At 65.0% G+C, this 24,700-nt stretch carries 24 protein-coding genes; 18 read left to right on the plus strand and 6 right to left on the minus strand.

Annotated features, from left to right (window positions below; translation table 11 throughout):
• The first annotated feature begins 44 nt into the window (after positions 1-44).
• Positions 45-1,868: a glutamine--fructose-6-phosphate transaminase (isomerizing) gene (glmS, locus tag BV95_RS02175; protein ID WP_037446789.1), complete on the plus strand. Its 1,824-nt coding sequence runs from the start codon at positions 45-47 to the stop codon at positions 1,866-1,868.
• A 203-nt stretch (positions 1,869-2,071) separates the two neighbouring features.
• Here the strand turns inward: glmS and BV95_RS02180 are convergent, their stop codons facing one another.
• Both BV95_RS02180 and BV95_RS02185 read right to left on the minus strand, forming a co-directional pair.
• Positions 2,072-3,685, minus strand: coding sequence for a bifunctional GNAT family N-acetyltransferase/carbon-nitrogen hydrolase family protein (locus tag BV95_RS02180; protein ID WP_037446792.1), 1,614 nt, complete (start codon positions 3,683-3,685; stop codon positions 2,072-2,074).
• A gap of 138 nt (positions 3,686-3,823) precedes the next feature.
• Positions 3,824-5,044, minus strand: a complete 1,221-nt coding sequence (locus tag BV95_RS02185) for an NADP-dependent isocitrate dehydrogenase (protein ID WP_037446796.1) — start codon at positions 5,042-5,044, stop codon at positions 3,824-3,826.
• A gap of 253 nt (positions 5,045-5,297) precedes the next feature.
• On the opposite strand from BV95_RS02185, the gene BV95_RS02190 reads away from it, so the two are divergent.
• Both BV95_RS02190 and BV95_RS02195 read left to right on the plus strand, forming a co-directional pair.
• Positions 5,298-6,032, plus strand: coding sequence for a phosphatidylserine decarboxylase (locus BV95_RS02190; RefSeq protein WP_037447016.1), 735 nt, complete (start codon positions 5,298-5,300; stop codon positions 6,030-6,032).
• On the plus strand, positions 6,032-6,811 hold the full coding sequence (locus BV95_RS02195; protein ID WP_037446800.1) for a CDP-alcohol phosphatidyltransferase family protein: 780 nt from the start codon (positions 6,032-6,034) through the stop codon (positions 6,809-6,811). Before BV95_RS02190 ends, BV95_RS02195 begins: the two co-directional genes overlap by 1 nt.
• Positions 6,812-6,830: 19 nt before the next feature.
• On the opposite strand, the gene BV95_RS24485 is transcribed toward BV95_RS02195, so the two are convergent.
• Positions 6,831-7,229, minus strand: a complete 399-nt coding sequence (locus tag BV95_RS24485; RefSeq protein ID WP_234703081.1) for a hypothetical protein — start codon at positions 7,227-7,229, stop codon at positions 6,831-6,833.
• A 77-nt stretch (positions 7,230-7,306) separates the two neighbouring features.
• Between BV95_RS24485 and rpsB the strand changes: the two genes are divergently transcribed.
• Complete coding sequence (gene rpsB / locus BV95_RS02205; protein WP_013847289.1) at positions 7,307-8,065, plus strand: 30S ribosomal protein S2; 759 nt, start codon at positions 7,307-7,309, stop codon at positions 8,063-8,065.
• A 188-nt stretch (positions 8,066-8,253) separates the two neighbouring features.
• Positions 8,254-9,180 (plus strand): translation elongation factor Ts, encoded by a 927-nt coding sequence (gene tsf / locus BV95_RS02210; protein ID WP_037446805.1) that lies wholly within the window; start codon positions 8,254-8,256, stop codon positions 9,178-9,180.
• A 62-nt stretch (positions 9,181-9,242) separates the two neighbouring features.
• Here the strand turns inward: tsf and BV95_RS02215 are convergent, their stop codons facing one another.
• On the minus strand, positions 9,243-10,208 hold the full coding sequence (locus BV95_RS02215) for an aldo/keto reductase (RefSeq protein ID WP_037446807.1): 966 nt from the start codon (positions 10,206-10,208) through the stop codon (positions 9,243-9,245).
• Positions 10,209-10,383: 175 nt separating this feature from the next.
• Between BV95_RS02215 and pyrH the strand changes: the two genes are divergently transcribed.
• From pyrH to rpmE, 10 genes are all read left to right on the plus strand, one after another.
• Positions 10,384-11,109 carry a UMP kinase gene (pyrH, locus tag BV95_RS02220; RefSeq protein ID WP_037446809.1) on the plus strand — a complete coding sequence of 242 codons (726 nt, stop codon included), beginning with the start codon at positions 10,384-10,386 and terminating at the stop codon, positions 11,107-11,109.
• A 6-nt stretch (positions 11,110-11,115) separates the two neighbouring features.
• Complete coding sequence (frr, locus tag BV95_RS02225) at positions 11,116-11,673, plus strand: ribosome recycling factor (RefSeq protein ID WP_037446812.1); 558 nt, start codon at positions 11,116-11,118, stop codon at positions 11,671-11,673.
• Between the two features lie 43 nt (positions 11,674-11,716).
• Positions 11,717-12,457 (plus strand): isoprenyl transferase, encoded by a 741-nt coding sequence (locus tag BV95_RS02230; RefSeq protein WP_037446815.1) that lies wholly within the window; start codon positions 11,717-11,719, stop codon positions 12,455-12,457.
• 5 nt (positions 12,458-12,462) lie between these two features.
• Positions 12,463-13,239, plus strand: coding sequence for a phosphatidate cytidylyltransferase (locus BV95_RS02235; RefSeq protein ID WP_037446818.1), 777 nt, complete (start codon positions 12,463-12,465; stop codon positions 13,237-13,239).
• Complete coding sequence (locus tag BV95_RS02240; RefSeq protein WP_037446822.1) at positions 13,239-14,396, plus strand: 1-deoxy-D-xylulose-5-phosphate reductoisomerase; 1,158 nt, start codon at positions 13,239-13,241, stop codon at positions 14,394-14,396. The genes BV95_RS02235 and BV95_RS02240 overlap by 1 nt, the downstream gene beginning before the upstream one ends.
• Positions 14,393-15,526 (plus strand): RIP metalloprotease RseP, encoded by a 1,134-nt coding sequence (rseP, locus tag BV95_RS02245; RefSeq protein ID WP_037446825.1) that lies wholly within the window; start codon positions 14,393-14,395, stop codon positions 15,524-15,526. The genes BV95_RS02240 and rseP overlap by 4 nt, the downstream gene beginning before the upstream one ends.
• 92 nt (positions 15,527-15,618) lie before the next feature.
• Entirely contained in the window at positions 15,619-18,273 is a 2,655-nt protein-coding gene (gene bamA, locus BV95_RS02250; RefSeq protein WP_037446827.1) for an outer membrane protein assembly factor BamA, read from the plus strand.
• A complete protein-coding gene (locus BV95_RS02255; RefSeq protein WP_037446829.1) occupies positions 18,273-18,929 on the plus strand; it encodes an OmpH/Skp family outer membrane protein in 657 nt (218 codons plus the stop codon). The genes bamA and BV95_RS02255 overlap by 1 nt, the downstream gene beginning before the upstream one ends.
• A gap of 7 nt (positions 18,930-18,936) precedes the next feature.
• Positions 18,937-19,419, plus strand: coding sequence for a 3-hydroxyacyl-ACP dehydratase FabZ (gene fabZ / locus BV95_RS02260; protein WP_013847279.1), 483 nt, complete (start codon positions 18,937-18,939; stop codon positions 19,417-19,419).
• A 121-nt stretch (positions 19,420-19,540) separates the two neighbouring features.
• A complete protein-coding gene (rpmE, locus tag BV95_RS02265; protein WP_013847278.1) occupies positions 19,541-19,765 on the plus strand; it encodes a 50S ribosomal protein L31 in 225 nt (74 codons plus the stop codon).
• A 275-nt stretch (positions 19,766-20,040) separates the two neighbouring features.
• Here the strand turns inward: rpmE and aroB are convergent, their stop codons facing one another.
• Together aroB and BV95_RS02275 are read right to left on the minus strand one after the other, a co-directional pair.
• Entirely contained in the window at positions 20,041-21,150 is a 1,110-nt protein-coding gene (gene aroB, locus BV95_RS02270; protein ID WP_037446832.1) for a 3-dehydroquinate synthase, read from the minus strand.
• Positions 21,141-21,689, minus strand: a complete 549-nt coding sequence (locus BV95_RS02275; protein ID WP_013847276.1) for a shikimate kinase — start codon at positions 21,687-21,689, stop codon at positions 21,141-21,143. The genes aroB and BV95_RS02275 overlap by 10 nt, the downstream gene beginning before the upstream one ends.
• An 80-nt stretch (positions 21,690-21,769) precedes the next feature.
• On the opposite strand from BV95_RS02275, the gene BV95_RS02280 reads away from it, so the two are divergent.
• From BV95_RS02280 to BV95_RS02290, 3 genes are read left to right on the plus strand one after another with little or no spacing between them, the layout of a single operon-like run.
• On the plus strand, positions 21,770-21,958 hold the full coding sequence (locus BV95_RS02280; RefSeq protein ID WP_037446835.1) for a hypothetical protein: 189 nt from the start codon (positions 21,770-21,772) through the stop codon (positions 21,956-21,958).
• Positions 21,959-21,963: 5 nt separating this feature from the next.
• Positions 21,964-23,781 (plus strand): hypothetical protein, encoded by a 1,818-nt coding sequence (locus tag BV95_RS02285; RefSeq protein ID WP_037446838.1) that lies wholly within the window; start codon positions 21,964-21,966, stop codon positions 23,779-23,781.
• Entirely contained in the window at positions 23,781-24,698 is a 918-nt protein-coding gene (locus BV95_RS02290; protein WP_037446841.1) for a tyrosine recombinase, read from the plus strand. Before BV95_RS02285 ends, BV95_RS02290 begins: the two co-directional genes overlap by 1 nt.
• Positions 24,699-24,700: the final 2 nt, after the last annotated feature.

Genomic DNA, 24,700 nt, shown 5'->3' on the forward strand with positions numbered 1-24,700 from the left:
GCGGCATAAGCGTAGAGTTTTCACGGCTTTGGGACTGACTATCCATGTGCGGCATCATCGGAATCATCGGCAAGGACGACGTGGCGGACCGGCTGGTCGAGGGCCTCAGGCGCCTCGAATATCGCGGCTATGACAGCGCGGGCGTCGCCACCGTCCATGACGCGCAGATCGACCGCCGCCGGGCGGAGGGCAAACTCGCCAATCTGGTGAAGGAACTGGAATCCGCGCCCCTGCCCGGCACCACCGGCATCGCCCATACCCGCTGGGCCACCCATGGCGCGCCGACGACCAGCAACGCCCACCCCCACGCCACGAAGGAAGTGGCGCTGGTCCACAACGGCATCATCGAAAATTTCAAGCCGCTGCGCGAGGAACTGATGGCGCGGGGCCGCGTGTTCGACAGCCAGACCGATACGGAGGTCGTCGCCCATCTGGTGAGCGAACTGGTGGAGCAGGGAGCGTCGCCGAAGGACGCGGTGGCGCAGGTGCTGCCCCGCCTGCATGGCGCCTTCGCGCTGGCGATCCTGTTCCGCAGCCACCCCGACATGCTGATCGGCGCGCGCCTGGGGTCGCCGTTGGTGGTGGGTTATGGCGAGGGGGAGACCTATCTCGGGTCCGACGCCCTGGCGCTTGCCCCGCTGACCCAGCGCATCGCCTATCTGGAGGAGGGCGACTGGGTCGTCATCACCCGCGACGGCGCGGAGATTTTCGACAAGGACAACAATGTCGTCGAGCGCCCCGTCACCATTTCCGGCGTGACCGGCGAGCTGATCTCCAAGGGCAATCACCGCCACTATATGCTCAAGGAAATTTACGAGCAGCCGGTGGTCGTGGCGCAGACTCTGCGCTCCTACCTCCAGCGGATGGAGGATCGGGTGTCGCTGCCGGTGCCCGATTTCGACCTGAGCACGATCCGCCGCGTGACGATCGTTGCTTGCGGCACCAGCTATTATGCCGGGATGGTCGCCAAATATTGGGTGGAGCAGTTCGCCCGTGTTCCCGTCGACATCGATGTGGCCAGCGAGTTCCGCTACCGCGCCCCGGTGATGGAAGATGGCGGCCTGATGATCGTCATCAGCCAGTCGGGCGAGACCGCCGACACGCTGGCGGCGCTACGCCATGCAAGGGCGGAGGGGCAGAAGATCGCCGCCGTCGTGAACGTGCCGACCAGCACCATGGCACGGGAGGCGGACTTGCTGCTGCCCACCAATGCCGGGCCGGAAATCGGCGTGGCCTCGACCAAGGCCTTCACCTGCCAGTTGGCGGTGCTGGCGGCGTTCGCGGCGAACTTGGCGCGGGCCAAGGGGCGGCTGGACGCGAAGGCGGAGAAGGAACTGGTCCGGCATTTGTCCGAAGCGCCTGCCGCGCTCAACGGCGCGCTGGCCTATGACGAATCCATCGAGGCGATGGCGCATCTGATCGCGGGAGCGCGGGACGTGCTCTATCTGGGGCGCGGTCCGGACTATCCGCTGGCGCTGGAGGGCGCGCTAAAGCTCAAGGAAATCAGCTATATCCATGCCGAGGGTTATGCCGCGGGCGAGATGAAGCACGGCCCCATCGCCCTGATCGACGACAAGGTGCCGGTGATCGTCCTCGCGCCCAGCGGGCCGCTGTTCGAAAAGACCGTCAGCAACATGCAGGAAGTGCAGGCGCGCGGCGGCAAGGTGGTGCTGATTTCCGACTATGACGGCGTGCAGGCGGCGGGGGAGGGTTGCATGGCGACCATCACCATGCCCAAGGTCCATCCCCTGATCGCCCCGATGGTCTACGCCGTGCCGGTGCAGTTGCTGGCCTATCACGTCGCCGTGGCGAAAGGCACCGACGTCGACCAGCCAAGAAACCTCGCCAAGTCCGTCACCGTCGAGTGAAGCGGGTTTTCGTTTAAAATTCCTCCCTACGCGCAGCGTGGGGAGGGGGACCGCTCGCGAAGCGAGTGGTGGAGGGGAAATTCGGAGGTCGTGCCCCATTCCCCTCCACCAGCCTTCGGCTGTCGAAGAGAGTCACGTGCCTCCTCTTCGACCCTCCCCATCTATCGATGGGGAGGATTAGAAAAGTCCGCTCTCCACCCCAATCACCCCCCACCGGGCGCGTTATGCCCGCCCGCTGGCACCGGCCCTCCGCTCGGCGCGTGGCTATGGTCGGGATTGCTGTCCCAGTCGATATGATAGAGGTCGAACCGCCGGTCGCGCAGGTTGCGCACCGTGCCTTCCGCCCGCGCCCAGCTCAGGTCCGCCAGGTTCACGTCGGCCATGGTCAGCGTCTCGACATTCTCCGTCGATTCCGCCGCGATCCCGTCCCGTGCAAAGGGCAGGTCGCAGGGCGTCAATATCGCGCTCTGCGCATATTGAATGTCCATATTGTCGACATTGGGCAGATTGCCGACATTGCCCGACATCACGACATAGCATTGATTCTCGATGGCCCGGGCCTGCGCGCAATAACGTACGCGCATATAACCCAGCCGCGAGTCGGTGCAGAAGGGCACGAAGATGATCCGCGCGCCCTGGTCCACCAGCCGCCGCGCCAGTTCCGGAAACTCGCTGTCATAGCAGATCAGCACGCCGATCGGCCCGCAGTCGGTCTGGATCACGTCCAGTGAATCCCCGCCCTTGATGTTCCACCAAAAGGCTTCGTTGGGCGTCGGGTGGATCTTCTCCTGCGTGTGCAGAGATCCGTCGCGCAACGCGACATAGGCGATATTCTGGATATCCCCATCCTCGGCCCGCGTCGGGTGGGAGCCGCCGATGATGTTGATATTATATTCCAGCGCCATCCGCTCCAGTTCCCTGGTCAGGCGCGGCGTATAGCCGGTCAGCCTGTCAATAGCCTCCGCCGGGGAGAGCTTCTTCGTCTCGTAGGACAACAGCGGCAGCGTGAACAATTCGGGAAAGACGATGAAGTCCGACCGATAATCCGCCGCGACGTCGACGAAATATTCTATGTTGCGGATGAATTCGTCGAAATCCTTCACGGCGCGGGCTTGCAACTGGCAGGTGGCAAGGCGGACGCTCTCCACTCCGCGAGGCACCCGCATTTCGGGCGCTTCGTCGGGATCGACATAGGGATTGCGCCACACCAGATGGGCGGCGTGGCCGTCTGACTGCCTGTCTTCGGGCAGATAATTTTCTAGCACCCCCAGCGGCTCAAACTGATTCTTGAGCTGGAAACTGATCACCTGGTCGCGCAGCTTGCCGTGCACGACCTTGTCCAGATAATCGGCCGGCCCGTCGACGCGCCGCTTGGCGCGGGCATAGCCGGGCATGCGCCCCGCGATGATGATGCCGTGCAGGTCCAGTTCCTCGGCCAGTTCCTTGCGCTCATCATAGAGGCGCTGGCCGATCCGCAGCCCGCGCAGCTTGGGATCGACCGCCATCTCATAGCCGTAAAGCCATTCGCCCGCCGCGCTGTGCCGCGTGCCGAAGCCGTTGGCGGTGATCTCCTCCCAGTCGTGCGCGGAAAAGGCCATGCTCTTGCTGACGCGCATGGTCGCGCAATAGCCCACAATCTTGTGGTCATAGAGCGCGACGAAGCAGCCGGTCGGGAAATTGTTGATCTGGCCGCGCAGCGTGGCCAGCGAATAATTGGGCATTCCGGGATAGACGCGGGCGATCAGCCGCTGAATGCCGCGCACGTCCGCGGGGACCGCGGCCCGGACTTCCAGGCGTTTCTTGGCCGTCGTCGTCATCTGGTCGCCTCCTGTTGCATATAATCGGGACGGCAGCTTGCCCGGATATGAAAAAGGCGGCGCCGGGATGCGGCGCCGCCTCGTTCCGTTATCGTATTGAACCGCGCAAATCCGGTTCAGTTCCAGCAGGCGGGTGGATCAGGCCCACTTGCCCATGGCTTCTTCCAGGTTCACGCGGATCGCCTCGAAGAACTGCTCGGTGGTCATCCACGCCTGTTCCGGACCGATCAGCAGGGCCAGATCCTTGGTCATCGCGCCGCTCTCGACGGTTTCGATGCAGACCTTCTCCAGCGTTTCGGCGAACTTGGTGACTTCCGGCGTCTCGTCGAACTTGCCGCGATAGGCCAGGCCCTGTGTCCAGGCGAAGATCGACGCGATCGGGTTGGTCGACGTCTGCTTGCCCTGCTGGTGCTGGCGATAGTGGCGGGTGACGGTGCCGTGCGCCGCTTCGGCCTCGACCGTCTTGCCGTCGGGCGAGAGCAGGACGGAGGTCATGAGGCCCAGCGAGCCGAAGCCCTGCGCCACGGTGTCCGACTGGACGTCGCCGTCATAATTTTTGCACGCCCAGACGAACTTGCCGCTCCACTTCAGGGCGGACGCGACCATGTCGTCGATCAGGCGATGCTCGTAGACGGCGCCGACAGCCTTGAACTGGTCGGCGAATTCGGCGTCGAACACTTCCTGGAACAGATCCTTGAAGCGGCCGTCATAGGCCTTGAGGATGGTGTTCTTGGTCGACAGATAGAGCGGCCAGCCGCGGCCCAGCGCATAGTTCATGCTGGCGCGGGCGAAATCGCGGATCGAATCGTCCAGATTGTACATGCCCATGGCGACGCCGGAGCTGGGGAAGTTGAAGACGTCCTTCTCGATCTTCTCGCCATTGGCGCCGTCCCACACCATGCGCAGCTTGCCGGGGCCGGGGACCAGGAAGTCGGTGGCGCGATACTGGTCGCCGAATGCGTGACGGCCGATGACGATCGGGTCGGTCCAGCCGGGCACCAGACGCGGCACGTTGCGGATCACGATGGGTTCGCGGAACACCACGCCGCCCAGGATGTTGCGGATCGTGCCGTTGGGCGACTTCCACATTTCCTTCAGGCCGAATTCCTCGACGCGGGCTTCGTCGGGGGTGATGGTGGCGCACTTCACGCCGACGCCATGTTCCTTGATCGCGTTGGCGGAATCGATGGTGATCTGGTCGTTGGTCTCGTCGCGCTTCTCGACGCCCAGATCATAATATTTCAGGTCGACGTCGAGATAAGGGAGAATGAGGCGCTCGCGAATCCACTGCCAGATGATCCGCGTCATTTCGTCGCCGTCGATCTCCACGACGGGGTTTTTCACCTTGATCTTAGCCATAGCGCCTGTTCCGCTTTCTTCGTTCGGGTGGAATTGGGACCGCACTAGGCAAAGCGGCGGCAATGTTCAACTGGGGTGTGCAGGGATTCGACCGGAAATGGGAAGTCTTGCCTCAACTCTCGTGCTCTTGCGAAGCAGGAGCAGCTATATGCCTCGATAGGATGCCCACGTCCTGGGATCAGGATCATTTCATCGCGCTTCCACCAGCATCGGACGTTGTCACTCCAACCGACTGTGCCTAAAGACGATGTCCATGGAAAATGACGAACTGACCGTCGCGCTGGGCGGCAATGTGAAATGGCGCTTCCCCTCCGTCCATCCGGAGGGCGTCAAATTCGGCCTGATCGCGGCGGCCATCACCGCGCTGCTGTTCCTGGTCGGCTGGGAATTTCCCGGCTGGCTGATGGTGATGGTGACGATCTGGGTGCTGGCCTTCTTCCGCGATCCGGTCCGCGCCGTGCCGCAGGACGAACGCGCCATCGTCGCGCCCGCCGACGGACTGGTGACGCTGATCCAACGGGTGCCGCCGCCGCGCGAGATGGCGGGGCCGGACGGGCTGGGCGACCAGCCGATGATCCGCGTGTCGATCTTCATGAGCGTGTTCGACGTGCACATCAACCGCACGCCCATCGGCGGTACGGTGAAGTCGGTCGTCTATATCTCCGGCAAGTTCCTGAACGCGGACCTCGACAAGGCGAGCGAGGATAATGAGCGCCAGCATATCCTGGTCGAGCGCCATGACGGCGTGCGCATCGGCTTCACCCAGATCGCCGGGCTGGTGGCGCGGCGGATCGTGCCCTTCGTGAAGCCGGGCGACATGGTCGCCGCCGGGCAGCGAATCGGCCTGATCCGCTTCGGCAGCCGGGTCGACGTCTATCTGCCCGCCGGAACCGCGCCCCGCGTGGTGCTGGGGCAGCGGACGGTCGCGGGCGAGACGATCCTGGGTCAGATGGGCGACATGCGGGTGATTTCGGGAATTCAGCAATAATGCGGCAGCGGCGCGCCATCCCGCGAGGCCTGCGCCGGGGGATCACCCTGCGGATGGTGGCGCCCAACGCCGTGACGGCGATGGCGCTGTGCTTCGGCCTGACCGGCGTGCGCTACGGCATTTCCGGCGAGTGGGAGCGGGCGGTGCTCGCCATCCTGATCGCCGGGGTGCTGGACGGACTGGACGGCCGCATCGCCCGGCTGCTGCGGGGCGAGAGCCGCTTCGGCGCGGAACTGGATTCGCTGTCGGACTCCATCGCTTTCGGTGTTGCGCCCGCATTGGTGCTCTATCTCTGGTCGCTCCACGCCATGCCGAAATTCGGCTGGATCTTTGCGCTCGCCCATGCGCTGTCCTGCGCGCTGCGGCTGGCGCGGTTCAACGCCAATATCGATGCGGACGTGCAGCCGCACAAATCGGCCGGTTTCCTGACCGGCGTTCCCGCGCCCGCTGGGGCCGGGCTGGCCTTCGTGCCGCTCTACCTCTGGCTGGTGACGGGCGAGCCGCTGTTCCGCGCATGGTATGTGGTGGCCCCCTGGGCCGGCTTCACCGCCTTCCTGATGATCTCCAACATCGCGACCTATAGCTGGTCGGCGCTGCGCCTGCGCAAGCGTATCAGGCTGGAGGCGATTGCGCTCGCCGGATTGCTGGCCGCGCTGCTGATCACCGATCCCTGGCTGACGCTGCTGGCCTTGTGCGCCTGTTATCTCGCCCTCATCCCCTTCGGCATGCTCTCCTATGCCAGGGTGCGGCGGCAGCGGGCGGACGAGGGGGCGGCCTGATCTTCAGGCGGTCTAATCCTCAAGCGACAAGGGCGGCGGCAGCCAGCACGGGAACCGCCCGTCGCGTCGAAGGAGCGGCGCGCCGGCGGCTGATCCGCAGCCGATAGACCGGCACCTCCCGCGGGATGGGTTCGAACGTCAGCGCCGCCACTATTTTGCCATGATAGAGCATCAGCATGCCGATGATGGTGCCTGCGGCCAGCAGGAACGATCCGATGAAAACAAATGCTGCGACCAGTGCGAACATAAGCAGATCACTTTCTGTCTTGCCATTTTCACGGCATGGTTCACTATACCCAGCGCAAACCGCGTAAATCCGCTGTTTGTTCCCGATGTTCTCTTTATGTTCCATCCGGAACGGAGAGTCAACCCCTTGCATTGCTTTTCCCGGCCCGCTAAAGGCGCGCCCATTCCACATGGGAATCGACATATCCGGTGCTGCGGCGTGACGCCCAGTTCCTGATTCCCAGAGGTCAAACCGGAAGGAGAAATATTATGGCGGCTCCTGTCGTCACCATGCACCAATTGATCGAGGCTGGCGCCCATTTCGGCCACCAGACCCACCGCTGGAACCCGCGCATGAAGCCGTACATCTTCGGCGAGCGCAACGGCATCCACATCCTTGACCTGTCGCAGACCGTGCCGCTGTTCGGCCGCGCTCTGGACTTCGTCTCCGCGACCGTCGCCGCCGGCGGCAAGGTGCTGTTCGTCGGCACCAAGCGCCAGGCGCAGGACCCCATCGCCGAAGCCGCCCGCAAGTCGGGCCAGCATTTCGTCAACCATCGCTGGCTGGGCGGCATGCTCACCAACTGGAAGACCATTTCCGGCTCGATCAAGCGCCTGAAGACCCTGGAAGAGAAGCTGTCGGGCGACACCCACGGCTTCACCAAGAAGGAAGTCCTCCAGATGACTCGCGAGCGCGAGAAGCTGGAACTGTCGCTGGGCGGCATCCGCGACATGAACGGCATCCCCGATGTCATGTTCGTGATCGACGCCAACAAGGAAGAGCTGGCGATCAAGGAAGCCAACACGCTGGGCATCCCGGTCGTCGCGATCCTCGATTCGAACGTCTCGCCCGACGGCATCGCCTTCCCGGTTCCGGCGAACGATGACGCCAGCCGCGCCATCCGCCTCTATTGCGACGCCATCGCCGCCGCGGCGACCAAGGGCAACCGTGGCGCGCAGCAGGCTTCGGGCGTCGATCTCGGCGCTCTGGACGAGCCCGCCGCTGAAGAGGTCGTTGCCGAAGCCTGATATTTCCTTTCCCGTTCGGGCTGAGCCTGTCGAAGCCCTCTTCTTCTTTTGAAGAGGTGCGGCCCTCAGGGCGAACGGAGACGGGAAACGGAGACTTCGAACTGAAAGATTGACGGCGTAGGGCGCACTCTTCCGGAGATGCGCCCTCCCGCATATTTGAACCATCCGAAACATTTAGGAGCCGAAACATGGCCGAAATTACCGCTGCCGCCGTCAAGGAACTGCGCGACCGTTCGGGCGCGGGCATGATGGACTGCAAGAAGGCGCTCACCGAAGCCAATGGCGACATTGAGGCCGCGACCGACTGGCTGCGCGCCAAGGGTCTGGCCGCCGCGCAGAAGAAGTCCAGCCGCACCGCCGCTGAAGGTCTGGTCGGCGTTGCCGTCGCCGGGACGAAGGGCGTCGCCGTCGAAGTGAACAGCGAAACCGACTTCGTCGCCAAGAACGACCAGTTCCAGGATTTCGTCCGCACCGTTTCGACCATCGCGCTGGAAACCGGCGTTACCGATGCCGACGCGCTGTCGAACGCCGCCTATCCGGCGGGCGGCACCGTCGCCGAGAAGCTGGTCGCCAACATTGCCACCATCGGCGAGAACCAGACCCTGCGCCGCGTCGGCCAGGTCGAAGTGAGCCAGGGCGTGGTTGTTCCCTACGTCCACAATGCCGCCGCTCCGGGCCTGGGCAAGATCGGCGTTCTGGTCGCACTGGAAGGCGACGCGCCGGCCGACGTCCTGGAGCCGCTGGGCAAGCAGATCGCGATGCACATCGCCGCCGCCTTCCCGCTGGCTCTGTCGGCTGCCGACATCGATCCCGCCCTGCTGGAGCGCGAACGCGCCATCGCCGCTGAAAAGGCTGCCGAATCGGGCAAGCCTGCCGAGATCGTCGCCAAGATGGTCGACGGCGCGGTCGCCAAGTTCGCCAAGGAGCAGGCCCTGCTCAGCCAGCTCTTCGTGATGGACAACAAGACCCCGGTCGCTGACGTCGTCGCCAAGGCGGCGAAGGAAGCCGGCGCGTCGATCACGTTGAAAAACTACATCCGCTTCCAGCTCGGCGAAGGCATCGAGAAGGAAACGAGCGATTTCGCCGCGGAAGTGGCTGCGGCAGCAGGCGTCTAAGCATCCTCAAAGCTATAAAGCATTGCGGCGCGGTTCCAACCGGAACCGCGCCGCTTTGCGTTTCAGCCCTTCGCGCGCGTCACGGCTTCGCTTGCGTGGGTGAGGCGATCAAGCTGGTCGGCGTTCAGGCTGGCGCTGGCGCCCGCGATCAGTTCTTCCGTCTGCGCCACGCTGGTCGCGCTGGCGATCGGCGCGGTGATGCCGGGCTGGGCGGCAAGCCATGCCAGAGCGATCTGCGCCAGGGTAAGGCCGGTTTCCTGGCTGACGGCATCCATCACATCCAGCAGGTCGTAGGCCGCCGGGCTGGCATAGCGTTCGACGATGCCCTTGCGCGCCCCCTGAATGTCGGCGTCCCGCCGATATTTGCCCGTCAGAAAGCCGGAGGCGAGCGCGAAATAAGGCACGACGCCCAGCCCGCGATCGATGCAAAGCTGCTGCAATGAAGCATCGAACCCATGGCGGTCGACCAGGTTGAAGCCGGGCTGAAGCGCGCCATAGCTCGCCAGCCCATTGGCGGCGGAAATATCCAGCGCCTCGCTCAGCCGGGCGGCGGAATAGTTGGACGCGGCGATGGCGCGGACCTTGCCCCCCTTCACCAGCCGGTCGAACGCGGCCAGCGTTTCGTCCAGCGGCGTCGCTTCATCGTCCTTATGCGCATAATAAAGGTCGATATGATCCGTCCGCAGCCGCCGAAGCGAATCGTCGATGGAGCGGGCGATCCAGGCGGCGGACAGGCCCTCACCGTCGGGCATTGCTATGCCGACCTTGGTGGCGATCTGCACATCGTCGCGCCGGCCGCGCGCCGCGATCCATTCCCCGATCAGCGTTTCGGATTCTCCGCCTTTGTTGCCCGGCGCGAAGACCGAATAGACGTCGGCGGTATCGATCATCGTGCCGCCGCCCGCGACGAAGGCGTCCAGCACCGCGAAACTGGTTTCCCGGTCTATGGTCCAGCCGAAGACATTGCCGCCCAGCACCAGCGGAGCGATGGACAAACCTGTTGATCCAAGTGGGCGTAATGTTGTCACGGGACGTCTCCTTGCCGCAGTGGGGAAAGGCCAAAATAGGATGGGGAAGGGATGGAGCAAGCCTCGCCCGCCGCGTCAAGCGCGACTCCTGCGACAAACGCCCCTTGGCATCCCGGTTTCGCCCCTCTAATGTCCCCGCCGCTTCCCCTGCCAACTACAAGGATTCTTGCCCCGCATGACCCGGCCCGCCTTCAAGCGCATCTTGTTAAAATTATCCGGCGAAGTGCTGATGGGACAGGGTCAGTTCGGCATAGAGCCGGAGACAGTGAACCGCGTCGCGGGCGAGATCGCGGCGGCCAAGGATGCGGGCTTCGAACTGTGTGTCGTCGTCGGCGGCGGCAATATCTTCCGGGGTCTGGCGGGCGCCGCTAAGGGTTTCGACCGGGCCAGCGCCGACTATATGGGCATGCTGGCCACTGTCATGAACGCGCTGGCGGTGCAGAATTCGCTGGAAAAGCTGGGCTACGACACCCGCGTCCAGTCCGCCATCCCCATGGCCTCCGTCTGCGAGCCCTATATAAGGCGCAAGGCGGTGCGGCACATGGAAAAGGGCCGGATCGTCATCTTCGCGGCAGGCACCGGCAGCCCCTATTTCACCACCGACACCACGGCGGCCCTGCGCGCGGCGGAAATGAACTGCGACGCTTTGTTCAAGGGCACGAGCGTCGACGGCATCTACAATGCCGATCCCAAAAATGTGGCCGATGCCGTCCGCTATGAAGAGATCAGCTTCGACCGCGTGCTGAACGACAATCTGAAGGTCATGGACGCAAGCGCCATTGCCCTTTGCCGCGAAAATAATATTCCCATCGTCGTGTTCAACATCCGCGAAACCGGCAATCTGGCCAAGGTGCTGGCCGGCGACGGTGTGGCGACGATCGTGCAAAATCAGGAGCGCTGAAACAAAATGGCTCAATATGACAAGGCCGGGCTGGAACGCCGCATGGCAGGTGCCGTCGAATCGCTGAAGGGCGACCTTAGCGGTCTGCGCACCGGCCGCGCCAATATCCAGTTGCTCGATCCGGTGACGGTGGAGGTCTATGGCGCGCATATGCCGCTTAACCAGGTCGCGACCGTTTCCGCGCCCGAACCGCGCATGCTGTCGGTCCAGGTGTGGGACAAGAGCAATGTCGGTCCTTGCGACAAGGCGATCCGCTCGGCGGGCCTGGGCCTGAACCCCATCGTCGACGGCCAGACGCTGCGCCTGCCGATCCCCGACCTGACGGAAGAGCGCCGCAAGGAACTGGCCAAGCTCGCCAGCAAATATGCGGAGGGCGCCCGCGTCGCCGTCCGCAACGTCCGCCGCGACGGCATGGACAGCCTGAAGACCGACGAGAAGAAGGGCGAAATCAGCGAGGATGAGCGCAAGCGCCTGGAAACCGAAGTCCAGAAGATGACCGACAGCACCATCGCCGACATCGACGCGGCGGCGGCGGCGAAGGAGAAGGAAATTCTCGGTCAGTGAACCGGGGCTTTCCTTTCGCGGCCAAAGCACGCATCGCCCTCTGATGGCCAGCCAAGCCAAGCCCGATCCGACCAGCGGCGCGCCAGCCCATGGCGCGCGTCACGTTGCCATCATCATGGACGGCAACGGGCGCTGGGCGAAGAAGCGGTTCCTGCCGCGCATCGCCGGGCATCGCGCCGGGGTGGAGGCGGTGCGCCGCGTCGCCCGCGCCGCGCAGGATCTGGGGCTGGAATGCCTGACGCTCTACGCCTTTTCCTCCGAAAACTGGAAGCGTCCGGCCAGCGAAGTGGCGGATCTGATGGGCCTGCTGCGCCATTTCATCCAGTCCGATCTGGACGAATTCCACGCCAATGGCGTGCGGCTGCGGATCATCGGCAATTATCAGGCACTCGATCCGTCGCTGGTCGACCTGATCGAAGGCGCCGTGGCGCGGACCGCCGGGAATAGCGGCCCGATCATCGCCATCGCGCTCAACTATGGCGCGCAGGACGAACTGGTGCGGATGGCGCAAATCCTGGCGCGCCGCGTGGCTGCGGGCGAGATCGCGGTGGAGGAGATCGGCATCGAGCATGTCGACGCGGCGCTCTACACCGCCGACCTGCCGCCGCTGGACCTGATGATCCGCACGTCGGGGGAACAGCGGCTGAGCAATTTCATGCTGTGGCAGGCCGCCTATGCCGAGCTTTATTTCACCGACATGCTATGGCCGGATTTCGACGGGCAGGCGCTGGCCGCCGCGCTGGATGCCTTCCGCCTGAGGGACCGCCGTTTCGGCGGGCTGTGACGCGCATGTCCAGCGAACTTCGCACCCGCGCCATCGTCGGCATCCTCCTTATCCTCGTGGCTTTGGCCGCGCTGTTTTTCGGCGGCTTCCTCTTCTGGACCTTGCTGTCGGTGGCGGGCGTGCTGATGCAGGGGGAGTGGGGCGACCTGACCGGCGCCAACCCGGAAAACCGCAAGCTGGCCATGTTCGCCGTGTCGGTGCCGCTGGCGATTCTCTGCCCGGCGGCGGCGGGCGTGTCCTGGCTCGCCTTCGGCCTGATGGCGGCGGCCTTTTTCTTCGTCGCGCTGACAAGCCGGTCGGTGAAGCTGGCGCTGGGCGTGCCCTATATCGTCGTGCCGGTGATGGCGCTGCTGTTCCTGCGCGGACAGGCGCCCGACACTATCGGCCTGCTGCTCACGCTCTGGGCGCTGGCGCTGGTCTGGGCGACCGACATCGGCGCTTATTTCGCCGGGCGCTCCATCGGCGGGCCGAAGCTGGCGCCGCGAGTCAGCCCGTCCAAGACATGGTCGGGCCTGGGCGGCGGTGTGCTGGCGGCGCTGCTCGTCGGCTTCCTGCTCTATCGTTTTGCCGGATTGCCGGTTCAGCTTGCGGCGGCCAGCGGCCTGCTGGCGGTGGCGGCGCAACTGGGCGACCTGTTCGAAAGCTCCATGAAGCGCCGCGCCGGGGTGAAGGACAGCGGCACGCTGCTCCCCGGCCATGGCGGCGTGATGGACCGGCTGGACGGGGTGGTTGCGGCGGCGCCGCTGGCGGCCGCCTGCTATATGTTCCTGGTGTTGCCCTGATGAAGAGCGTTTCGATCTTTGGCGCGACCGGGTCGGTTGGCATGTCGACGCTGGACCTGATCCAGCGCGATCCCGACGCCTATCGGGTCGTCGCGCTCACCGCGCATAGCGATGTGGCTGGCCTTGCCGCCGCCGCGCGCCAGAGCAATGCGCAGATCGCCGTCATCGGCAATGAAGTCCATTATGAGGCGCTGAAGGACGCGCTGCGCGGTTCCGGCGTGGAAGCGGCGGCGGGCGAGGATGCGCTGGTCGACGCGGCGCAGGCGGGCGCGGACTGGAGCATGGCGGCCATCGTCGGCTGCGCGGGCCTGCGCCCGACCATGGCGGCGCTGAAGGCGGGCGGCACGGTGGCGCTGGCCAACAAGGAATCGCTGGTGTCGGCAGGCGCCTTGATGATGGACGCGGTGTCGGCGTCCGGCGCCACGCTGCTGCCGGTCGACAGCGAGCATAACGCCATATTCCAATGCCTTGCGGGCAGCCGCATGGAGGATGTGGCAAGGATCACGCTGACGGCCAGCGGCGGCCCCTTCCGCACCCGCAGCCGGGAAGAGATGCGCGGCATCACCCCGGCGCAGGCGGTCGCCCATCCTAACTGGTCGATGGGCGCGAAGATCAGCGTCGACAGCGCGACGATGATGAACAAGGGGCTGGAACTGATCGAGGCGGCCCATCTCTTCCCCGTCGGCCTCGACCGGATAGAGATACTCGTCCATCCCCAATCGATCATCCACAGTATGGTCGAATTTCGCGACCGTTCCACATTGGCGCAGCTCGGCTCGCCCGACATGCGTATCCCCATCGCCCATGCGCTTGCCTGGCCGGACCGGATCGCCACGCCCTGCCAGCCGCTGGACCTGGCCCGCGCCGGACGCCTGGATTTCGAAGCGCCGGATGAGGAACGCTTTCCCGCCCTGCGCCTGACCCGGCAGGCCGCGCAACAGGGCGGGGCGGCCCCCGCCATCCTGAACGCCGCCAATGAGGTCGCGGTCGCCGCCTTCCTTAAAGGGGCCATCGGCTTCCTTGATATCGCCATGATTGTAGAGGATGTCCTGAACCGCTATAGCGCGCCTGTGCCCCGCCGCATCGACGATGTGCTGGCGGCGGATGCGGAGGCGCGCAATATGGCGGGCCTCGTGATGGAAAGATTGACTGCTTGATCCAGAATCCCGGCTTCCTGCTGACTGTCCTCGCTTTCGTCGCAGTCATCGGACCGCTCGTCTTCGTGCATGAGCTGGGCCATTATCTGGTGGGCCGCTGGTGCGGCGTGAAGGCGGAGGCCTTCTCCATCGGCTTCGGCCCGGAAATCGCGGCATGGACGGACAGGCGCGGCACGCGCTGGCGTCTGGGCGCGCTGCCGCTGGGCGGCTATGTGCGGTTCAAGGGCGACATGAACGCCGCCAGCCAGACCGATCCGCGCTGGCTGGAACTGCCTGCCGCCGAACGGGCGGAAAGCTTTCCGGCCAAGCCGCTGTGGCAGCGGGCGGCCATCGTCGCCGCTGGCCCTGCGATCAATTTCCTCTTCGCCATCCTGATCCTGGCCACCTTCGCCTTCGTCCATGGCGAAAGCCGCACGCCCGCCGTCGCCGGGCAGGTGCAGCCGGGCAGCGCGGCGGCTGTTGCAGGGATCATCGCGGGCGACCGCATCGTCTCGCTCAACGGGCGCGACATGGTGACCTTCGACGACATCCGCCTGTTCGCGCAGATTCGTCCGGGCGAACCCGTCGCCATCGTCATCGACCGCCAGGGCAGGCTGTTCGAAAAGCAGGGCAGGGTCGGCGCGGTCGAGGAGGATGACGGCTTCGGCAACAAATTCCGCATCGGCCGCCTCGGCATCGCGCCGGGCGAACCGGTGATCGAACCGGTCAGCCTTGTCCGCGCCCCCGTCGTCGCAATCGAACGCACCGGCCAGATCGTCCGCACCATGGTGGAAACGCTGGGCCAGATCGTCGGCGGCGGCCGGTCGGTCAAGGAACTGGGCGGCCCGCTCAAGATCGCGGAGGTTTCGGGTCAGGCGGCGACGCTGGGGATGGAAAGCTTCGTCTTCTTCATGGCGCTCATCTCGATTAACTTGGGGTTCATCAACCTGTTGCCAATCCCCATGCTGGATGGCGGCCATCTGCTGTTCTACGGGGTGGAGGCGATACAGCGGCGGCCGGTCAGCCCGCAGGTCCAGGAATGGGCCTATCGGTCGGGTCTGGCAGTCCTGCTGGCGATGATGATGCTGGTAACGTTCAACGATTTATCCTCTTTCGGTCTCTGGGATCGTCTGTCCGGCTTGATCGGCTGAGCCGTATCGGGCAGGAGGACGCGATTTCACGCCGTTTTTCCCGACGTGAACAATATGTTGCTTTTTTGTAGAAGGTGGAGCGGGTGACAGCGATGAAGAGCAGCAACAGGCAGCGCCCGGTCGTCGTGGCCCTGTTGGCGACCACGATGATCGCGGGCATGTCTGCGGTTCCTGCGGTGGCGCAGGATGCCCCGCCGGCTGCCGCGCCTGCGCCTGTTCCTGCCGTCGCGCCCGCGGGCACGATCCGCAACATCTCCGTCACGGGCCAGCAGCGGCTGGAACCCGACACGGTGCTGTCCTACACCAAGCTGCGCATCGGCCAGCCCTTCACCCAGGAATCGCTCGACCAGGCGCTGCGCGACCTCTACGAAACGGAACTGTTCGCCGACGTCCAGATCCGCAACGACAATGGCGCGCTGACCGTCGAGGTGAAGGAAAACCCGGTCATCAACCGCATCGTCCTTGAAGGTAATAAGCGCCTCAAGGAAGACAAGATACGTCCCGAAATAAAACTGGCCCCGCGCCAGATCTATACAAGGTCGAAGGTGCGCGCAGACGTCGCCCGCATCATCGAACTGTACCGCCGTCAGGGCCGCTTCGCCGCCACCGTCGAGCCGAAGATGGTGCAGCTCGACCAGAACCGCGTCGACATCGTCTTCGAAATCTCCGAAGGGCCGAAATCCAAGGTCCGCCAGATCAACATCATCGGCAATGAGAAGTTCAAGGACGGCGAACTGCGCGGCCAGATGGTGACGAAGCAGTCGCGCTGGTTCCGCATCTTCTCCTCCGGCACCAGCTACGATCCCGACCGGCTGGCTTATGACCAGCAGAAGCTGCGCCAATTCTACCTGACGGAGGGCTATGCCGATTTCCGCGTGATTTCGGCGGTGGCGGAACTCACTCCGGACAAGCAGGACTTCATCATCACCTATGTGGTGGAAGAAGGGCAGCGCTACAAATTCGGCGACGTGAAGGTCAACAGCGACATTCGCGACCTGTCGGGCGATTCGCTGACCAAGATGCTGCCGATGAAGAAGGGCGACTGGTACAACGCCAAGCAGGTGGAAGACACGGTCGACACGCTGAGCGAGACGGCGGGCCTGTTCGGCTATGCCTTCGCGGACGTCCAGCCGGACTTCCAGCGCGACAAGGACACGCTGACGATGGGGATCGACTTCCGCATCGCCAACGCGCCCCGCGTCTATGTCGAACGGGTCGACATCAACGGCAACACGCTGACGCAGGACAAGGTGGTCCGCCGCGAATTCCGTCTGGCGGAAGGGGACGCGTTCAACAGCTTCCTCGTCAAGCGTTCGAAGGACCGCATCAACTCGCTCGGCTTCTTCCAGGAAAAGCTGGATGTCGAACAGAAGCCGGGTTCCGCGCCCGACCGCATCGTCCTGGAAACCAATGTGCAGGAAAAATCGACCGGCGAACTGTCGCTGTCGGCCGGTTTCTCCAGCCTTGAACGCTTCATCGTCTCGGCGTCCATCACCCAGCGCAACTTCCGGGGCAAGGGCCAGGAACTGCGCACCAGCGTCAACTATTCGGCTTACAGCAAGTCGGTGGAAGTGGGCTTTACCGAGCCTTATTTCATGGACAAGAATATCGCGCTGGGTGGCGACATCTACCGGCGCGACCTCAACAGCTTCCGTTATCTGAACAATAACGACCGCGACACGACATACGAGCAGAGCACGACCGGCTTCCAGCTTCGGGCGGGCGTGCCGATCACCGAATATATGTCGCTGGCGCTGCGCTACACGTTGAATCTGGATGACGTGACGCTCGACAAGGACACTTATTATTCCGATCCCGACGGTCCGGGTCCGCTGGGCCTGCAATGCGATCCGTTGTTCGCCGGCCGCTATCTTTGCGATGCGATCGGCAAGCGGACGACGTCCTCGCTGGGCTATTCGTTGATCTACGACACCCGCGACAATCGCATTCGTCCGACGCGGGGCCATAATGTCGTTCTCAGCCAGGATTTGGCGGGTCTGGGCGGCAGCGTGAAATATGTGCGCACGCGCCTGAATGCATCCAAATATTGGCCGCTTGGTGGCGGCTTCATCTTCTCGATTTCGGGTGAGGGCGGCTATATCCACAGCCTGGAGGGCGACCGCCGCGATGCGAGCGGCGCTCTGGTCGATCCAATCCGCCTGACCGACCGCTTCTTCTTGGGCGAACCGCAAATTCGCGGCTTCAACATTCGCGGCATCGGCCCCCGCGTGAAGCGCTGGTATCTGACCCAGGATTCGACCGGCGCTTATGTGCGTCAGCCTGGCAACAACAATGTCAGTGACGACGCACTGGGTGGCCGGATGTACTATATGGCACGGGCCGAGGTGGAAATTCCGCTGGGTTCGGGCGCTCGCGAAATGGGGTTGCGTCCGTCGGTCTTCCTCGATGCGGGGGCTGTCGCCGGTCTGCGCAATCCTGAGATCACCCGGCGTTCGCCAGGCATTTGCGCCAGCATCGCCACGGGCCAGCGGGTTCAGGCGGCAAGCGACGGCGTCTGCCCTGGCGACAGCGCCACGAACCCGACGCAGAACACGCACACGCTGATCATCGGGCCGTTTGAGGAAGAATATCTGGGCGACACGCTGAAACCCCGCGTGTCCGTCGGCTTTGGCGTCAACTGGAACTCGCCCTTCGGCCCGTTCCGCATCGACATCGCCAAGGCCCTGCTCAAGGAACCAGGGGACGACACCAAACTCATCACCTTCAACGTAGGGACTCAATTCTGATGAAGACGATTTTCAAGGCTGCGGCGCTGGTTCTCGCGCCCATGACCGCCATGGCGCTGACCAGCGTTCCGGCCGCCGCCCAGTCGAAGGTCGGCATCGCCGTCGTCGACCTGCAACGCGCCGTCGCCACCAGCTCGGCCTATTCGACCGCGCGCACCCAGATCCAGACCACCTACAAGGCGCAGATCGACAGCTTCACCGCGCGCAAGAACGCCATCGACGCCGACCTCAAGGCCAAGGGCACTGCCCTGGAAGCCGCGATGAAGGCGGCCGGCAACAAGCCGACCCCGGCGATCCAGGCGCAATATGAAGCCTATCAGAAGGCCGGTCAGGACGGCCAGGCCGAACTGCAGCGCCTGGGTCAGCCGATCGCGCTTGCCAACGCCTATGTCGAAGAGCAGATTTCGGCCAAGCTGTCCGACGCGCTCAAGACTGCCATGACCCAGGCCAAGGTCGACCTGATCCTGTCGCCCGACGCGACCGTTTCCTATCAGCCGACCGTCGATATCACCCAGTCGGTCGTGACCCAGCTCAACGCGCTGGTGCCCAGCGTCGGCATCGTCCCGCCGGCCGGCTGGCAGCCGGGCCGCCAGGGTCAGGCCGCCGCCCCGGCCGCCGCGCCCGCCAACCCGTCGCAGCAGCCGACGTCGCGCTGATCGCTCGATGACGGATCAGGTTGACGCCGTGTCCGGCGCCATCGGCCCCTTCGATATCCGGGGGGTCATGGCGTCGCTGCCGCACCGTTATCCGATGCTGCTGGTTGACCGCGTGGTTTCGATTGTGCCCAACACATCGATCCACGCGATCAAGGCCGTGTCGATCAACGAACCTTTCTTCCAGGGCCATTTCCCCGGCCGCCCGATCATGCCGGGCGTGCTGATCGTGGAGGCGATGGCCCAGGCGGCGGGCGTGCTGACGGTGCAGTCGCTGAACCTCGCGGGGTCCGGCAAGCTCGTCTATTTCATGAGCATAGACGGTGTGAAGTTCCGCAATCCGGTGGAGCCGGGCTGCCTGCTCGACCTGCATGTCGATGTCGTGCAAATGCGCGGTGCGGTCTGCAAGTTCAGCGGTAAGGCGCTGATCGACGGCAAATTGCATGCGGAAGCCAATTTCGTCGCGATGATCGCCGACCCGCCGAAGGATTGAGGGTAGAAGGGCAGGGGGGCTTCTCCCCTTGCTTTTGCGGGCATTCCCATGTAGCGGCCCACTTTCGCAATTTTTCGCATCCATGGCCGGTCGGAAACCGGCCCATAGACGGAGCAGACCAATGAAGGCCGATACGCATCCCGATTACCACTTCATCACCGTCCAGATGACCGACGGTTCGACTTTCCGCACCCGCTCGACCTGGGGCAAGGAAGGCGACACGCTGGCGCTCGACATCGACCCGAAGTCGCACCCGGCCTGGACCGGCGGCACCCGCCAGCTTGAGCAGGGCGGCCAGGTGGCGCGCTTCAACAAGCGCTTCGGCGGCCTGACGCTGAAGAAGTAATCGGTTCCTTCAGGAACGATATGGAAAGGGCGCCTTCAAGGCGCCCTTTTTGTTTATGCGGGATGAAGGCGGCCAGTAGTGCCAATAGCGGACATGAATTCCTCCCTACGCGAAGCGTGGGGAGGGGGACCGTCGGCGCAGCCGATGGTGGAGGGGAAATACGCAGGTCGTGCCCCTTTCCCCTCCACCAGCCTTCGGCTGGTCCCCCTCCCCATCTATCGATGGGGAGGAATAGGATAGGTCCACTCTCCACCCTCAACAGACATTCCCCAACATCAACCCCCCGCCCGATCCTCATCCAGAAACGCGGCGACATCCTCCAGCACCACATCCTTAGACAGAAATGTCCGCCCGATCCCCCGCGCCAGCAGGAAGGGCAGGGTGCCCGCCGCCATCTTCTTGTCATGCAACATATGCGCGATCAGCCCGGCCCCATCCGCCGTCACATGCGCACTGGCCAGATCATAGGGCAGCCCCACGGCCCGCAAATGCGCCGTCACCCGCTCCGCATCCTCCACCGCACATAGCCCCAGCCGCGCCGAATAGCGGAAGGCCAGCGCCATCCCTGCTCCAACACCCTCGCCATGCAGCAAAGTCTGGGAAAAGCCCGTATCCGCCTCCAACGCATGACCGAAAGTATGCCCCAGGTTCAACAAAGCCCGCCGCCCGGATGTTTCCCGCTCATCCTCCCCGACGATCTTCGCCTTGGCCGCGACGCTGCGCTCGATCGCATATTCCCGCGCCTGCGCATCGCCCGCCAGCAGCTTGTCTCCCTCCGCCTCGCACCAGGCGAAGAAATCCGGGTCATCGATCAACCCATATTTCACCACTTCGGCATAGCCCGCCCGCGTCTCGCGCACCGGCAGCGTATCCAGCGTCGAAGGATCGATCAGAACCAGCGCAGGCTGATAGAAGCTGCCGATCAGATTTTTCCCCGCCCGCGCATTGATCGCGGTCTTGCCGCCCACCGAACTGTCCACCTGTGCCAGCAAGGTCGTCGGCACCTGGATGAAATGGCACCCGCGCTTCAAAATCGACGCGGCGAAGCCCACCAGATCCCCGATCACCCCGCCGCCCAGCGCCACCACATGGTCGCCGCGCTCGATCTCCAGCGCCAGCAGCGCGTCCAGCAGCTCCTCCAGATGACGCCAGCTTTTGGTCTGCTCGCCCGGCGGCAGGATCACCGGCTCAACCGCCACGCCAGCGCCGCGCAAACTCGCCTCCAGCCGGGGCAGTTGCGCGGCCGCGACATGCGCGTCGGTCACGACCACCAGCCGCCCTTTTCGCGCATAACCCGCCAGCCAGGAACCCGCCCGGTCCAGCGCCCCCTGCTCGATCACGATATCGTAACTGCGCGCATCCAGCGCGACGCGGACTATGGCCATTGGGAAAGCTGCTCCATGATGCTGTCGACCGCCACATCATGCGGCGCGGCGGCGCTTTTCACATGAATGGGGCAAAGCGCGTAAACCGGATTGCGGATGGCGGCGAGTTCGGTCAACACGACCCGCGGGTCCTTGCCCTTCAACAGCGGCCGCCCCTCGCGCCGCGATACCCGGTCGACCAGCGTGTCGATATCGGCATCCAGCCAGATCGCCAGCGCATGTTCCAGGATCAGCGCCCGCGTCTCTTCCTGCATGAAGGCGCCGCCGCCGGTCGCGATCACCTGCGGCTCGCCGTCCATCAGCCGGGCGATCACGCGCCGCTCGCCATCGCGGAAATAGGCCTCGCCATAGCGTTCGAACATCTCGCTGATCGTCATGCCAGCGGCCTTCTCGATCTCCTCGTCCGCATCCACGAAGCCGACGCCCAGCCGGGCCGCCAGCCGCCGCCCGACGGTCGATTTGCCGACGCCCATCATGCCCACCAGGACGATGGGGCCGCGCTTCGCATGCGCATCGGCGGATTTGCTGTTTCGCTGCATGGCGAGCGGGGCTATACATCCCCGCGCCGACAAGGCAAATCGCAACTTTCCCTATGCTCAGCCCGGCCAGAACAGGACTCATGAAGCGCAATCGTTCCTACAGCAGTTTTGAAGGCAGCTCACGCCGTCGCAAAGCATCCCTGCCGATCCTTCCCATCATCGCGGTCGTCGTGCTGGTCGCGATCATCGCCCTGCTCTGGTCACGCGGCGGCGAAAAGCCGCAGGCGCGCGTGGAAAAAGTGATTCCCGCCGAAAAGCTGGGTCAGTAAGCGGCATGCGGCAGCGGCGGGTGAACGCGAAATGGGCGCTGGGCAGCTTCGCGCTGGCGCTGGCGCTGCCGGTCGTCGCGCAGCAGGCGCCCGAATCCCTGTTGCCGCCCGGCTTCGGCGATGCGCCCACGACGCCTGCTCCCGCGCCGTCCCAGCCCGTCCGCCCCGCGCAGGGGCCTGCCGCCCCCGCCGCACCGGCGACAGCCGTGCCGGTCCAGCCGCCAACCTTCGCCCTGTCGGACGACGCGGCCGACAACGCCGCCGAAGCGGCATTATCCGAGGAAGAAATCGCCGCGCAGAAGGCGAAATACGACCTCCCCGAAAATGCGCATCGCTCGCTCGACAGGATAGGCCCGCTGACGCCTGAAAGGCTGGGGCTGGCGCCCAATGCCTTCGGCGCGCAATCCGGCCAGTTCCTCGCGACCCTGATGAAGGAGACGCGCGCGCCGATCACCTCGCGCTGGGCGTCGATCCTGCTGCGCCGCGCCCTGCTGTCCGCCACCGACACGCCGAAGGATATCAACGGCGCCGACTGGGTGGCCGAACGCGCCTGGCTGCTGCTCCGCATGGGGGAGGCGGACAGCGCCCGCCTGCTGGTGCAGAGCGTCGATTCCGACCAGTTCACGCCGCGCCTCTACGCCATCGCCATGCAAACCTATCTCGCCACGGCCGATCCGGCGGGGCTGTGCCCGCTGTCGGCGGGGGCGCTGCGGTTCAGCAAGGAACCGGGCTGGGACATGACCCGCACCATCTGCCCGGCCTTGTCGGGGGATCAGGGATCGGCCAGCGGCGCGCTCAATCAGGCGCAGCGGCGCGGCGTGGTGCGCGGCATCGACTATCGTCTGGCGGAAAAGGTGGTGGGAACCGGCTTCAACGCTCGCCGATCGGTGAAGATCGAATGGGACGCGGTGGACCGGCTGACTGCCTGGCGCTTCGGCCTGGCGACGGCGCTCAACGTCGAAATTCCCGACAATCTCTACGGCACGGTCGGGCCGCATGTCCGCGCCTGGGAAGCGCGCGCGCCTGCCTTGTCCGCCGTGCGCCGCCTGCCCGGCGCGGAAGTGGCGGCGCGGCTGGGCGTCTTTTCCAATCAGGCGCTGGTCGGCTTCTACAGCCAGTTGCAGGCCGACGGCGATGCGCCCGCCAATGCCGCCGACCGCATCGACGCGCTGCGCACGGCTTATTCGGGCGCAGGGGCGGATGACCGGCTTCAGGCGATGCGGACGCTGTGGCAGAATGAGGCGCGCCCCGATTTCGTCGGCCTGATCGCGACGGCGCGGGCTGCGGCGGCGCTGCCGGTGTCGGAACTCGGCGCCCGCGATGCCGCCAATCTGGTCGCTGCCATGTTCACCGCCGGCTATGACCGCAGCGCCGCCCGCTGGTCGCGGCTCGCGGCGCAGGCGGACGGAGACGGCGCGGGCGATCTCTGGGCCTTGCTGGCGGTCGGCGCGCCCAGTTCCGTGGTGGAAATCGGGTCAGGCCGGGTTTCCTCCTTCGCCAGCGATGCCGACCCGCGCAAGACGCAGATGCTGATCGCCGCGCTGGCGGGCCTTTCCCGGCTCAATGCGCAGGACGGCGCATCGCTGGCGCAGGATCATGGTTTCAACCTGAATGCCGCCAGCCGCTGGTCCCGCGCCATAGACGCGGCCGCCGGGCGGGGCGAAAAGGGCAGCGTCGCGCTGCTGGCCGCCGTCGGCATGCAGACCGTCGACTGGAATCGCCTGCCCGCCTTCCACCTCTATCATATCGTCGCGGCGCTGCATCGCGTCGGCCTCGATCCGGAGGCGCGGATGATCGCGGCGGAGGCGATGACGCGGCTCTGATGGGCGACGACGCCGCTCTTATCGACCGTTTTCTGGAGATGATGGCGGCCGAACGGGGCGCATCCCGCAACACGCTGCTGGCCTATCGCGCCGACCTGACCGGCGCGGGAGAGATTGTCGGCGGCCTCGCCAGCGCGACCAAGGACGCCCTTGCCGAACTGACGACGGCATGGGCGGAACTGGCCGCATCCTCGGTGGCGCGCAAATCTGCTGCCCTGCGCGCCTTCTACGCCTTTCTGGAGGAGGAGGCGCTGCGGGCCGACAATCCCTCGGCCGCCCTGCCGCGCCCCGTGACTCGCCGTTCCCTGCCCAAGATACTCTCGACGCAGGAGGTCGATTCGCTCTTCACGCTGATCGCCGGGAAGCTGGCCGTCGACCATCCCTCGCCGCTCGACCTGCGCCTCTCCGCGCTGATCGAACTGCTTTACGGTTCCGGCCTGCGCGCGACGGAACTGATGTCGCTGCCGCGCCGCGCCCTGGCATCCGACCGGCCCTTCCTGATCCTGAAGGGAAAGGGCGGCCGCGAACGGCTGGTGCCGATTTCCGACCGCGCCCGCGCCGCAGTGGCCGCCTGGCTGCATCATGTGCCCGCCGACTGCCCCTGGCTATTTCCCTCCGGCAAGAGCCATGTCAGCCGCATCCGCCTCTACCAGATGGTGAAGGCGCTGGCCGCCGCCGCCGGAATCGCGCCCGAACGGGTCAGCCCCCATGTGCTGCGCCACGCCTTCGCCACCCATTTGCTGGAGGGCGGAGCGGACCTGCGCGCCCTGCAATCGATGCTGGGCCATGCCGACATCGGCACCACGCAAATCTATACCCATGTGGACAGCCGCCGCCTGGTCGAACTGGTCAATAGCCGCCATCCGCTGGCCAGCATGACGCATCGGCGCGTTGACGGCGACGTTTCTCCGCCCTAACG

Origin of the sequence: Sphingobium chlorophenolicum, assembly GCF_000722875.1 — a bacterium.
Taxonomy (GTDB): domain Bacteria; phylum Pseudomonadota; class Alphaproteobacteria; order Sphingomonadales; family Sphingomonadaceae; genus Sphingobium; species Sphingobium chlorophenolicum.

Coding starts and splice junctions, on each gene's coding strand:
- BV95_RS02280 (WP_037446835.1), top strand. CDS start 21,770: ATGAAGCGCAATCGTTCCTACAGCAGTTTTGAAGGCAGCTCACGCCGT.
- fabZ (WP_013847279.1), top strand. CDS start 18,937: ATGACGGATCAGGTTGACGCCGTGTCCGGCGCCATCGGCCCCTTCGAT.
- BV95_RS02185 (WP_037446796.1), bottom strand. CDS start 5,044: ATGGCTAAGATCAAGGTGAAAAACCCCGTCGTGGAGATCGACGGCGAC.
- BV95_RS02240 (WP_037446822.1), top strand. CDS start 13,239: ATGAAGAGCGTTTCGATCTTTGGCGCGACCGGGTCGGTTGGCATGTCG.
- BV95_RS02195 (WP_037446800.1), top strand. CDS start 6,032: ATGCGGCAGCGGCGCGCCATCCCGCGAGGCCTGCGCCGGGGGATCACC.
- BV95_RS02285 (WP_037446838.1), top strand. CDS start 21,964: ATGCGGCAGCGGCGGGTGAACGCGAAATGGGCGCTGGGCAGCTTCGCG.
- BV95_RS02235 (WP_037446818.1), top strand. CDS start 12,463: ATGTCCAGCGAACTTCGCACCCGCGCCATCGTCGGCATCCTCCTTATC.
- glmS (WP_037446789.1), top strand. CDS start 45: ATGTGCGGCATCATCGGAATCATCGGCAAGGACGACGTGGCGGACCGG.
- rpsB (WP_013847289.1), top strand. CDS start 7,307: ATGGCGGCTCCTGTCGTCACCATGCACCAATTGATCGAGGCTGGCGCC.
- BV95_RS02190 (WP_037447016.1), top strand. CDS start 5,298: ATGGAAAATGACGAACTGACCGTCGCGCTGGGCGGCAATGTGAAATGG.
- aroB (WP_037446832.1), bottom strand. CDS start 21,150: ATGGCCATAGTCCGCGTCGCGCTGGATGCGCGCAGTTACGATATCGTG.
- pyrH (WP_037446809.1), top strand. CDS start 10,384: ATGACCCGGCCCGCCTTCAAGCGCATCTTGTTAAAATTATCCGGCGAA.
- BV95_RS02180 (WP_037446792.1), bottom strand. CDS start 3,685: ATGACGACGACGGCCAAGAAACGCCTGGAAGTCCGGGCCGCGGTCCCC.
- BV95_RS02290 (WP_037446841.1), top strand. CDS start 23,781: ATGGGCGACGACGCCGCTCTTATCGACCGTTTTCTGGAGATGATGGCG.
- BV95_RS02255 (WP_037446829.1), top strand. CDS start 18,273: ATGAAGACGATTTTCAAGGCTGCGGCGCTGGTTCTCGCGCCCATGACC.
- frr (WP_037446812.1), top strand. CDS start 11,116: ATGGCTCAATATGACAAGGCCGGGCTGGAACGCCGCATGGCAGGTGCC.
- BV95_RS02275 (WP_013847276.1), bottom strand. CDS start 21,689: ATGCAGCGAAACAGCAAATCCGCCGATGCGCATGCGAAGCGCGGCCCC.
- BV95_RS02230 (WP_037446815.1), top strand. CDS start 11,717: ATGGCCAGCCAAGCCAAGCCCGATCCGACCAGCGGCGCGCCAGCCCAT.
- tsf (WP_037446805.1), top strand. CDS start 8,254: ATGGCCGAAATTACCGCTGCCGCCGTCAAGGAACTGCGCGACCGTTCG.
- bamA (WP_037446827.1), top strand. CDS start 15,619: ATGAAGAGCAGCAACAGGCAGCGCCCGGTCGTCGTGGCCCTGTTGGCG.
- BV95_RS24485 (WP_234703081.1), bottom strand. CDS start 7,229: ATGTGGAATGGGCGCGCCTTTAGCGGGCCGGGAAAAGCAATGCAAGGG.
- rpmE (WP_013847278.1), top strand. CDS start 19,541: ATGAAGGCCGATACGCATCCCGATTACCACTTCATCACCGTCCAGATG.